The sequence below is a fragment of the bacterium genome (genome assembly GCA_040757115.1).
In the GTDB taxonomy this organism is placed as follows: Bacteria; UBA9089; CG2-30-40-21; order CG2-30-40-21; family SBAY01; genus JBFLXS01.
The window spans coordinates 1-10980 of sequence record JBFLYA010000128.1; the positions used below are offsets into that span (position 1 = coordinate 1).

The window sequence follows — 10980 nt, forward strand, 5'->3', positions numbered from 1 at the left end:
TTACGCAATTTGGTAATGGACTAAATATAATCAATGAAATCTCAAAAAAGGTTAAAGATATATATAATTCTTTTGACATCGATGTATCAAATCTCTCCCCATAGTTATAACTTTTCGGGAATTTAGGTTATTAGTCAAAACTTTATTCAGAGTGGATAAGTAAAAAAAATCCCAAATCCCAAGCACCAAATCTCAAATAAACACCAAATTCCACATACCAAAAAGCGAATTAGAGATTAGTGAATTAGAGATTAGATTTTACTAATTCGCTAATTCGCTTAATTCACTAATTCACTAAATGGAATTTGGAATTTGTGATTTGGAATTTCATAGCCCTATCTATGTCAAATTTCGATTAATAAGTGCTATAATGCGTGTCCATTTGTGACTAATTTCCTTAATTCTCTGTGAACTCGGTGCCTCTGTGGCTGAATGCTTACACATCTTTACGATATTAAACTTATTCCCATCATTGGAAAATGACGATCAAACCCAAACGCGTCATGAATGTTATAGCGTTGACACACAACAAAATTGGCACAATCAGTCAATGATAAGAGTGTACTTTCATATTGACGAAATACGGCGATCGATTCTTGAAAAAGGTCGTGATCAATATACACCACGCGTAAAATGCCTGTTTTACTCGTCAAGGTGATAATATCCAGAAATCGAATGGCGATATGATGACTGCTATCATACCTTAGTCGAGTCACGGTTTCGTCAAGAACATAATCTGTTGTGAGTAAATAGGCGCGTTGTTGCTTCAACCGGTTATAGAGCCGATTTGCCTCTTTATGATAGTGATCGTTACTATCGGTTAGAGCAATCCACGCTCCTGTATCGACAAAAATCATGCTGCACCCCTTGTATATAAAATCTTATTATGATTTACTGAGGCATCCTCCTGATTGGTGTGACATAAGCCAATCATTTGATCAAGCAACGCATAGCCGTCAGTCTCTTCAGTGGGTTCGATCACTTCGATATCCACCCAAATTTTCTGTTGTGGCATCGTTTTCACGATATCGATCATGGGAATATATAATCCATCCTCTCGTTTAATTGCTTCAACTTGCATAATATCTACCTCCCTCTCGTATAATATAAATTATGGTAAGCGTTCAGGTGGTGTAACAAAAGGAGATGTGGAGATTAAGGAGATAGGGAGATATTATTAAAAAAATTGGTAACTATTCACCATTCACAATTTCTTCCCTAAATTTCCTTAATAATGGTGAATGGTGAATTGTCAATTGTGAATTGTGAATTATCACTCTTCACGGTGTCAAGCAAACCTGGCCCAAGAGTTCGATGCACCGCTATAGCGCATCCAATGACTCTATTCGATAATTCATCAAATTTCACTTCGTGCTCTCCGTACCCTTCGTGGTGAATAGTTACAAAAATTGAAATTAATAGAAACTAATAGAAATTTATGGAAATTTGTTGTTTTCCCCAATCAATTTCTACCTAATTTCTATAAGTTTCAATCTATTTCTATTATCTTATCTCCATATCACTCTTATCTCCTTATCCCCTTTCTTACACTTTTGATATATAGCCTGAACGGTTACGAAAATTCTACCTCATCTTTCATTTAATGTCCCATAGGGACAATATATCGGTAAATGGCTTTCCATAAATTTTCTACCAATATATCGTTCCTACGGAACTGATTGATTTGTCTATCTATTTCTACCGATATTATGTTCCTAACGGAACAATTATTCTCATGCCTTATTTATGGGTATTATCCTATGTAAACTTCCAGTTAATAACTGCTATATCTTCTTTTTTGCAGACAATCTCTAATATCCGCATATACCACCACACTCTTAAGGTGTGACTCTAATTCTTGGCTGTTAAAAATGGAAAAATATGGACAGGGAGTTCAACTTGAACAATTAATTAGAAGGGATGTAAAGTGAGGACTAATTTCCTTCTGCAACCATTTTTATGAAGTCTGTTGAGGTGAAAATACCGAGTGAACTTTTATCTTTTATGGTGATACGATGGAATTTATTGTCTGACATATACTTAGCCGCGGCTCTTGAATTCATTGTTTTTGCCTCTTCGACGCTAATTATTTTAAATTCTCTTTGCTCACAGAATTCTTTCAGATTTTGGTCTGACGGCTTATCATGTTCTGTAACTATCCCGAGAGTTTTACCTTCACGGTCAACAACAAACAAACAACTTCGATTCAATTCTTTCATCCGTTGAAGGGCAAAATTGACGGTTCTATTCCAATCTACAGTCAGTAACGATTCAAATGTAGCGTAATCTGCGACAAATTTCTGCATTTTTACACCTCCCGTTGACATTGTTTTGCATAAACCATAGCCGCTGTCCGATAAAGTAAATGAGCGAGTTTAGAATATGGGGCATAGATAAATAGGTAAAATACACTGACTAAATGGAGAAAGTAAATGGGATAAGCCAGGATGGTTATATTTGCCCATCGCGTAAATTGTGAAAGTATCCCGGTCAGGACAACTACGGCAATGACAACAATGAGTGACCAGTCAAAGTAAGACCCTAAACCTGTCTTTTCCTTGTTTTTCAACCGGTTACCAATGACCAATATAATTCCAATAAGCAATGTGAGAGCACTGATATTGCCAATTATCTTTACTGGACTGAGTAATGGATAAGGGGATTCCTGTTTCAAGATATAGAGATAGAAAACGGCTAAAGCAGTTGTTATTGCCAGCCCAATAAATCCGTAAAAAACACCAAGATGGGCAATCGACCTGAGTTTGTTCACTTCGCATTTATTAAATCGGTTATGAGTTAATATCTCAACAATTGTTGAAATAAGACTGGGAATTAAGCCTATCTTTGCATTTGGTCCAGATATATCTTTCCAATATCTGGTAATTCCCACACCAAAGACTATTGCCGCAAATAATGCCACAGGTATAAAAATAGCATCAACATATTCCGTGGGCATAAACTTTGAAAAGATTATCTCGCCGGCAGGGATATTTAGATGACCGCTAATTCCTAAAACAGCCAACAACAATATTACTGGAAAGGCAATCAGAAGTGGCACATATTTCACCTGGCTAACCATTTTACCCAAAAATTTTGGAAAAGAATAATGGGTGATAACCGCTTTGCGGATAGCGGCCATTACCTCACCTGGTTTTGCCCCTCGTGGGCAATAAACCGTACAGTCGCTACACTGGTGGCAAAGCCAGATATCCGGGTCAGCCAACAATTTATCTTTTAGTCCCCACTGTGCCCAAATCATCTCTTTGCGTGGAAATGGGTTGCCATCAGGGGACAATTTACAGGTTACAGAGCAGGTGGCACACTGAAAACATTTTTTTAGAGAATCTCCGCCAGCACAAATTGTCTCGCGGATAAATTTTAAATCAGGTTTAATTAACATTTTTCCCTCCATTAATGGTCGGACAAGTCTGACTCGTTTGATGTTAACTTAAAATCCCTTAAATGGATTTGGGCCTACCTTATCAATAGTTGCCATAAAATCCTTAAATATTCCTGGTAACAAATCATATTCATTAATTGCAAGTTGAACCATTTTTACCCGGTCAGATTCAAGAGCCAATCTATTTAGCGTTTCCTGAACCTTACCGAGCCGATAATTGGCTAATTCACTTCCTTTGACAAAGTGGCATTGATAGTCATCCCCATATTTACAGCCAATAAGAAGAATCCCATCAATTCCTTTTGATAAGGCATCTGAAATCCAGACAAGGTTAAAAGAACCAAGACATCTCACCGGGATAATCCGAATGAATGGGCTATATTCAAGTCGTTTAACCCCAGTCATATCCAGAGCCGGGATGGCGTCATTTTCACACATAAAGGCAAGCACTCGTGGTTTATTTTCAAATTCATCCGGCACGCTCACGGCTTTAAATATAGATGAGATAATGTCAATCGAATAATTTTTAAAATTGATTATCCTTTCCGGACAGGCACCCATACAGGTCCCGCATCTTCGACATCGAGTAATATTTGGTAAAGGATTGAATTTCTCATCCTCATTAATTGCTCCAAACGGACATTCATCCGTGCATCTTTTACACTGGGTGCATCTTTGCATAAAAAAGTCGGGATAACTGCGGTCACTAACCCTTGGGTGAACTGCTTCGCCTTTACTGATTAATTCGATACATTGAATTGCCTTCAACGCCGCTCCACTTGCATCCTCTATACAGGCGGCAATATCCATTGGCTGACGCACACATCCTGCCGCATATATGCCCGTTCTCCGCGTCTCATAAGGAAAACAAATAAAATGTGAATCCGGAAAACCATACTTTAATTGGGGCAATTCCGGTCCTTGCCGATAGTCCAGATTCAGAATATCTGATTTAATGATGGGGTCTTGAGGCAGAGTTGGTTCTTCTTTTTTACAGGCTTCTTCCTGGCATTCTATCGTCTCTTTTTTTATCAGCCTTTCAATTGCGGTTGTTGGCACCATTCCTGTTGCCAGAACAACTAAATCGGCTTCAATAACCATATCTTCGCCCAGCAATGTATCTTTAATCGTGATTGTTAGATTATTCCCATCTATAACTTCTACCCCAACGACCTCTCCTTTAGTTAAAAAAACGCCTTCATCTTCTTGAGCCTTGATGTAAAAATCCTCATAAAGTCCCATTGTCCGCATATCCTTGTAAAATATGTAAGCCATTGCCTCCCGGTTTTGTTGCCGAACATAGAGGGCTTGTTTAAGAGAGGTCATACAGCAATAGGTCGAACAATACGGCAGACGCTCTTTATCCCGCGAACCAGCACATTGAATAAAGGCAACATTTTTCGCCGGTTGACCATCTGACGGTCTGGTAATCAAACCCTTTTTAGCCAATTCCTCCATCTGAACATTGGTAATCACATTTGGCGATTTGCCAAAACCAAGATATTCAAGTCCACTGGCATCATAAGGCTGGAATCCAGCGGCTAAAACTATTGCCCCAACCCGAAATTGGTTTGTCTTTTCATTTTGATTCACAGTAACATCAAATAAACCAGGACCACCGGCAATCTTTTCTATTTTTGTCTCGGTATAAACCTTGATTCTCTGATTGGCAGAAATCTCTTTAATCATTTCGAGATGAATTGGTATTTGAAGTTCCTGATATGGGGATTGGATAGGAAATTGTTTATGAAGTTTAGTCAGGAAACCACCCAGGTCTTTTTCTTTTTCAACTAAAATTACTGTTTGACCTGCTTTTGCAGATTCAAGAGCCGCCGTCATCCCGGTTATACCACCACCAACGACTAAAATATCCCGACTTATCTCTGTTTCAGGTTGATATGGGTCTAACAATTCTGTTTTTTGAGCCTTAACAATGCCCATTTTGAGATAATCTTCAGCCATCATTTGAGTATCTGGTTGATTTGGTGGCTGACACCAGATAACCTGTTCCCGCAGGTTGACCCGCTCCATAATTTTATCGGTATCAAACGCAAATACATCCTGGTTGACCCGTGGAGAGCAACCCGCAATAACAATAGTATTTATTCCATTCCCCTGGCAATCCTGATTAATTAATGCCAGACCATCTTGACTGCATAAGCTATGATGGGTTTTACAAACAGGGGTTTTGTATTCATTAATTGCGACATTTGATAGTTTTTCCAGGTCAATAGCTTCACCAATACCACAACCTGAACACAAGTAAACACCTAATTTCTTTTCCATAAATCTTATCCTTTTTGAATAGCCTTAAGTGCCGCTGAGGTAGCATCTTGAACTGATGAGGTAACATCTTGAGGTTTTTTCGCTACCCCTGCCGCATAAATTCCTTTTTCCGGAATAATAAATCCATTTTTATCCTGCTGGATGAAATTTAAGCCTTGCCTGCCTGGTTCCATCCCGCAGGCTAAAACTACCAGGTCAACCCTTACCTTATTTTTATTTCCAGCCAGAATATCCTCCGCTTCAACAATCAATTCTCCGTTATCTTCCTCAACCGAGGCGACTTTGCCCTTGATTAATTTAACCTTTTCATCAGCCTGCACCCGATTATAAAAATCCTCATATTTACCCGGGGTGCGAATATCAATATAAAACATAAAAGCCTCTGACTCGGGGATACCTTCTCTCAGATAAGTTATTTGTTTTAAAGAGGCAAGACAACAAACCGCTGAGCAATATGGCAGGTGGTTTTCATCCCGAGAGCCAGCACATTGGACAAAGGCAACCTTTTTTGGTTCTTTTTGGTCAGAAGGTCGCAGGATTTTACCGTTGGTTGGACCATTTGGTGCGGCAAGACGCTCCATCATCATATTGGTAATCACATCCTTGTATTTACCAAACCCAAGGTTATCAATCTTTGAGGCGTCGTAAGGTTGCCAGCCTGTCGCCACAACTATAGAACGGACATTAATTTGTTTTGTCTGTGGTTGCATCTCTAAATCAATTGCTTTGTATGGACAGGCATCCACACAAGAACCACATTTGATACAAACAGTATTGTCAATGACATATTTGTATGGAAATGCTAATTGATGGGGAAGATGAATGGTTTTGGTCTGGCTTAAGTTTAAATTAAAATCATCATTGCGGTCTGCTGGACAAACTTTAGCACATTCTCCACAGGCAGTACATTTTTCCGTAACAAATCGTGGATTAATCCGCAGAGTAACATCATAATTCCCCTCCTGACCACTAATTTTTTCTACTTCTGTCAGGGTAAAATACTTAATTCGGTTGTTTGTTTTAATTCGACGGAGGTTTATCTCCATTCCACAGTATGGTGGACAGAGTTTAGGAAAATAGCGATTCATCATCACCACTTTGCCGCCCAGATACGGCTTTTTTTCAATAAGCGTAACATTATAACCCGCTTCACCCGCTTCAACTGCGGTGGTTATGCCGCTGATTCCGCCACCAATTACCAGGATATCCTTTAACACTAGTTCACCTCTTGAAGAGCTCAACGGGTGAGGTATCATAGGACATATATGTTTTATGTTCCCCACCCGTTAGCCATAAAATGTTTACTTTGGCACCAAATCCTTATGTGCCTTTTTGAATATCTCCCATTGAGCTGTCTTTGGGTCGTATTTCGAGTTGACAAAGCATTTCCAGTCATTATCATTAATCAGATTAAAATCTGACCGATAATAGAATCCTGGATATCGGCTTTCTTGTCTAAACAGGATATGTCGCAGATGAATCTCTGCGGTCCAGATACGATGATAATTTTCCCAACATCTCATCAACTCATGCAGGTCTTTAGCGGCCATCTTTTTAGAATCTTCTTTAAGCATTTCAAGAAGGTTCAGTGCCGTTTCCAGCATAACTTTGTTAGTAATATAGTGAGTTTGGCAACCACCACCGTATTCATCCATAATCTTATTCAGACGAAACATTAACATTTTCGGTTTAATGTAATATGGGTTGACATCAGGGTCAACAGAATATCCTTTCTGATTCTCATAGTTAATGAACGGCAGGTAGATTTCATCCGCCAGTTCTCTTTTATCCTTAGTCACAGTTGGTGTAAAATCTTTACTGTCAAGGATAAATTTAATTGCGGCTTTACCTGCGATTCTACCTTCACAATGAGAGCCAGATGAGAATTTATGACCTGATGCACCAACGCCGTCGCCAGCTGTGAATAACCCTTGAACTGTAGTCATACGATTGTAACCCCATTGCCATTCTGCAGGAGCAATATCCTCCGGACCACTAACCCAAATTCCACTGCAACCTGAGTGTGAACCTAAGAGATATGGTTCTGTAGGCATCAGTTCAGACATATTCGTTTCTGGGGCAATATTCATCCCTGCCCAGAATCCCGCCTGACCAATACACATATCGAGGAAATCTTCCCATGCCTCTGATTCAAGTTCTCGACATTTCTTTGGCTCATTGTTATATTTGGCAAACAACTCTTTCATTGCTGTAGGTGTATCCATATAGACAGGTCCTCTACCTCTTCTCATCTCTTCAAGCATCTGATGATTTCGTAAACAGGTAGGAACTACTTTAGAACCACCATAGGGCATATAGTCATTAAGCAGGTCTTTATTTTTTACTGTATAATCCTCCCCCATTGCGTTTAAGGCTTTTGCCTTGAATAATAAGAACCATGCTCCGACTGGACCAGCACCGTCTTTAAATCTGCACGGGACAAAGCGGTTTTCCATCATTGTTAGTTCTGCCCCAACCTGGGTGGCCATCGTATATGTTGAGCCAGCATTCCAGATTGGATACCATGCCCGACCCATACCTTCGGCAGTTGATTGTCTTGGTCTAAAGATGTTTACCGCACCGCCACAAGCCATCAGAATCGCCTTAGCCCGAAAGATATAGATTTTATTTTCACGGACGCTAAATCCAACCGCACCAGCAATTCTATTTTGCTCTTTTTCGTCAAGCAAGAGTTTAACAATAAAAACCCTTTCATAGATATTTTCCATACCCAGTGATGCTTTAGCCGCTTCCGCAACGATGGTTTTATAAGATTCACCATTAATCATTATTTGCCATTTACCGGTTCTGACTGGCTTACCACCTTTTTCAAGGGGAATTCCTTCACTGCCATGTTCTTTCCAGATTGGCAAACCCCATTCCTCATATCTATGAACTGTGTCGTCCACATGACGGCCAACATCATAGATTAAATCATCGCGAACTACACCCATTAAGTCATTGGAAACCATCCGCACATAATCTTCGGGTGTATTTTCACCAAGATAGGTATTAATTGCGGAAAGTCCCTGGGCAACTGCCCCACTTCTTTCCAGAGCGGCTTTATCCACAAGTGTAATTTTCATTCCTTCAGGTGCCCATCTTTTAGTTTCAAACGCCGCTCCACAAGCGGCCATTCCACCACCTACAATCAAGAGGTCAGTATTAACTTCTACAATTTGTGGGTCTTTACAAAAATGAGATGTTTCTGCAGTAACTACAGACATATTCTTTTCCTCCTTATCTTAAATTATGGCAAGCAGGGATGCTTGCACTAGTGTATTACTTTGCCGGGGTAGGCAGTGTTTTTCCGACCTCGGTAAAAAAGTTTTGAGATTTAATATCATCCGCAGAGGGTTGTGCTTTTCCTTCATAAGGTTTAATCGACCCCTCTGGTGTAGTCCGAATAGGGAACTTAAATCTCTTGATATTCCCATTACGGAATTTTATTGTCCACATAATCGAATCAGTCCCTCGTAAGGGAATAATGCTACCTCCCATTGGGACAATATCGGCATACGCCCTGATTTCTATTGCCTGTTGCGGACATATTTTTGCACAGGAATAACATTCCCAGCATTGCTCCGGCTCCTGATTGATTGCCTTGGTCTTTTCGTCATTCAATCTAAACAGGTCATTAGGGCAAATGTATTGACAGGCTGTTTTATCCTGTCCTTTGCAACCATCACATTTTTCTTTAATTACAAAACTTGGCATAAAATTTTACCTCCTTATTTTTGGTAATTGGTAACTGGTGAATGGTAATTAAATACCGTTCGGCTGAGTTCAGGACGAAGATATTTAACCAATTACCAATTAACCGATTATTTGCTTTTAGTTTCCTGAAACCCTATCTTTATTTTTGATTTTAGATTTTGGGTTTTGGATTTTTTTCATCACCTCCTCTATTTTTCTCCCTTTGCATGCTTATGTAATTTAATCTCTATCTTTTCCGCCTCGTCCAGTTTAGCATAATACTCTTTTAAAATCGCTAATACCTCAGGTCGGCTAAAGTGGTCTGGGACATCCTGATTTTCAGACAGGAGTTTTCGGAGCATAGTCCCGCTTAAAATCACCCGATACTGATTGTCATGAGGGCAGGTTTTCATTGAAGCCATACCATCACATTTGGTGCAATAGAAAGTATTATCGATTCTAAGTGGTTGAAGCAAAAGGGCATCTGATGGAATTTCATCAAAGATGTGGTGAGCATCAAAAGGTCCATAATAATTACCCACACCAGCGTGGTCTCGACCGACCAGGAGATGGCTACAGCCGTAGTTTTGTCTGAAAACGCCGTGGAGTAAAGCCTCGCGTGGTCCAGCATAACGCATCTCCATTGGATAAACCCCTTGAATACAGGTATCTTTGACAAAGTAGTGTTCTGCTAAGGTATTAATTGCTCTAACACGAATATCAGCAGGTATATCTCCTGCTTTCAGTTTACCCACCAATTGATGAATAAATACGCCGTCGCAAACCTCAACCGCTATTTTAGCCAGATATTCATGAGCTCGATGCATCGGATTTCGTAATTGAAGAGCGGCTACTTTACTCCAACCTTTTTCTTTAAAAAGTTCTCTTGTCTGTGCTGGTCTCATATAAAGCTCACCGTATTCCTGTGGATAATGGAGTTCATTCAATACTTTTACCGCACCGGCTAAATTTACCATTTCCTGCGATATAACTTTATGAACCCCTGGATGCTCATGGTCAATAGTTTTAAAAACCTGTTTGCATTCATGTTCCTTATCAATTATGTATTTCTCCTCAATCTTCATTGTGCCCATTAATTCGCCGCTTTCCTCGTCAATCAAAGCGACCTCTTCACCCTTTTTTAAACTATCTGCTTGACCTTCTGTGGTTGAAAGTGTAATAGGAATAGGCCAAAAAATACCATTTGTCATCATCATTTCATTGCAAACACCCTGCCAATCAGCTTTACCCATAAAACCGGTTAATGGTGTAAAAGCACCAATACCCATCATTATCAAATCAGATGTCTCTCGCGATGTCATCTTTATTTGAGTTAAAGTTTTGGCTTTCTTTTGCTCTTCCTTTAATTCATCACCCGTTAGCAACAACGGCTTTAATTCTTCACTCCCATGTGGTGCAATTAATTTTGACATATTTTTTCCCTCCTTAAATTGTTGATTTTTTAATTCGCAATTGTAAGCGTTCAGGTGGTGTAACAAAAGGAGATGTGGAGATTAAGGAGATAGGGAGATATTATTAAAAAAATTGAAATTAATAGAAACTAATAGAAATTTATGGAAATTTGTTGTTTTCCACAA

General features: G+C 39.5%; 10 protein-coding genes. 1 reads left to right on the forward strand and 9 read right to left on the reverse strand.

The window, feature by feature from the left end; all coding sequences use genetic code 11:
- Positions 1-446: 446 nt before the first annotated feature.
- Positions 447-857 (reverse strand): PIN domain-containing protein, encoded by a 411-nt coding sequence (locus tag AB1422_11785; GenBank protein ID MEW6619996.1) that lies wholly within the window; start codon positions 855-857, stop codon positions 447-449.
- On the reverse strand, positions 854-1081 hold the full coding sequence (locus AB1422_11790) for a hypothetical protein (GenBank protein MEW6619997.1): 228 nt from the start codon (positions 1079-1081) through the stop codon (positions 854-856). The genes AB1422_11785 and AB1422_11790 overlap by 4 nt, the downstream gene beginning before the upstream one ends.
- A 328-nt stretch (positions 1082-1409) precedes the next feature.
- Between AB1422_11790 and AB1422_11795 the strand changes: the two genes are divergently transcribed.
- Positions 1410-1604 (forward strand): hypothetical protein, encoded by a 195-nt coding sequence (locus AB1422_11795; GenBank protein ID MEW6619998.1) that lies wholly within the window; start codon positions 1410-1412, stop codon positions 1602-1604.
- A gap of 330 nt (positions 1605-1934) precedes the next feature.
- Here the strand turns inward: AB1422_11795 and AB1422_11800 are convergent, their stop codons facing one another.
- The 7 genes from AB1422_11800 to sat all read right to left on the reverse strand — a co-directional run bounded on the left by AB1422_11800 (position 1935) and on the right by sat (position 10815).
- Entirely contained in the window at positions 1935-2306 is a 372-nt protein-coding gene (locus AB1422_11800) for a CBS domain-containing protein (GenBank protein ID MEW6619999.1), read from the reverse strand.
- Positions 2307-2308: 2 nt separating this feature from the next.
- Positions 2309-3400, reverse strand: coding sequence for a quinone-interacting membrane-bound oxidoreductase complex subunit QmoC (gene qmoC / locus AB1422_11805; protein MEW6620000.1), 1092 nt, complete (start codon positions 3398-3400; stop codon positions 2309-2311).
- A 48-nt stretch (positions 3401-3448) separates the two neighbouring features.
- Positions 3449-5686, reverse strand: a complete 2238-nt coding sequence (locus tag AB1422_11810; GenBank protein MEW6620001.1) for an FAD-dependent oxidoreductase — start codon at positions 5684-5686, stop codon at positions 3449-3451.
- Positions 5687-5691: 5 nt separating this feature from the next.
- Positions 5692-6903, reverse strand: a complete 1212-nt coding sequence (locus AB1422_11815) for a CoB--CoM heterodisulfide reductase iron-sulfur subunit A family protein (GenBank protein MEW6620002.1) — start codon at positions 6901-6903, stop codon at positions 5692-5694.
- 84 nt (positions 6904-6987) lie between these two features.
- Positions 6988-8913, reverse strand: a complete 1926-nt coding sequence (aprA, locus tag AB1422_11820) for an adenylyl-sulfate reductase subunit alpha (GenBank protein MEW6620003.1) — start codon at positions 8911-8913, stop codon at positions 6988-6990.
- Between the two features lie 55 nt (positions 8914-8968).
- Positions 8969-9403, reverse strand: coding sequence for an adenylyl-sulfate reductase subunit beta (gene aprB / locus AB1422_11825; GenBank protein MEW6620004.1), 435 nt, complete (start codon positions 9401-9403; stop codon positions 8969-8971).
- 188 nt (positions 9404-9591) lie between these two features.
- Positions 9592-10815 carry a sulfate adenylyltransferase gene (sat, locus tag AB1422_11830; GenBank protein ID MEW6620005.1) on the reverse strand — a complete coding sequence of 408 codons (1224 nt, stop codon included), beginning with the start codon at positions 10813-10815 and terminating at the stop codon, positions 9592-9594.
- Between the last annotated feature and the right edge of the window lie 165 nt (positions 10816-10980).

Bases quoted from the DNA above. Each gene is read 5' to 3' on its own strand.
- qmoC (MEW6620000.1), bottom strand. From the start codon at position 3,400: ATGTTAATTAAACCTGATTTAAAATTTATCCGCGAGACAATTTGTGCT.
- sat (MEW6620005.1), bottom strand. From the start codon at position 10,815: ATGTCAAAATTAATTGCACCACATGGGAGTGAAGAATTAAAGCCGTTG.
- aprA (MEW6620003.1), bottom strand. From the start codon at position 8,913: ATGTCTGTAGTTACTGCAGAAACATCTCATTTTTGTAAAGACCCACAA.
- AB1422_11800 (MEW6619999.1), bottom strand. From the start codon at position 2,306: ATGCAGAAATTTGTCGCAGATTACGCTACATTTGAATCGTTACTGACT.
- AB1422_11810 (MEW6620001.1), bottom strand. From the start codon at position 5,686: ATGGAAAAGAAATTAGGTGTTTACTTGTGTTCAGGTTGTGGTATTGGT.
- aprB (MEW6620004.1), bottom strand. From the start codon at position 9,403: ATGCCAAGTTTTGTAATTAAAGAAAAATGTGATGGTTGCAAAGGACAG.
- AB1422_11790 (MEW6619997.1), bottom strand. From the start codon at position 1,081: ATGCAAGTTGAAGCAATTAAACGAGAGGATGGATTATATATTCCCATG.
- AB1422_11785 (MEW6619996.1), bottom strand. From the start codon at position 857: ATGATTTTTGTCGATACAGGAGCGTGGATTGCTCTAACCGATAGTAAC.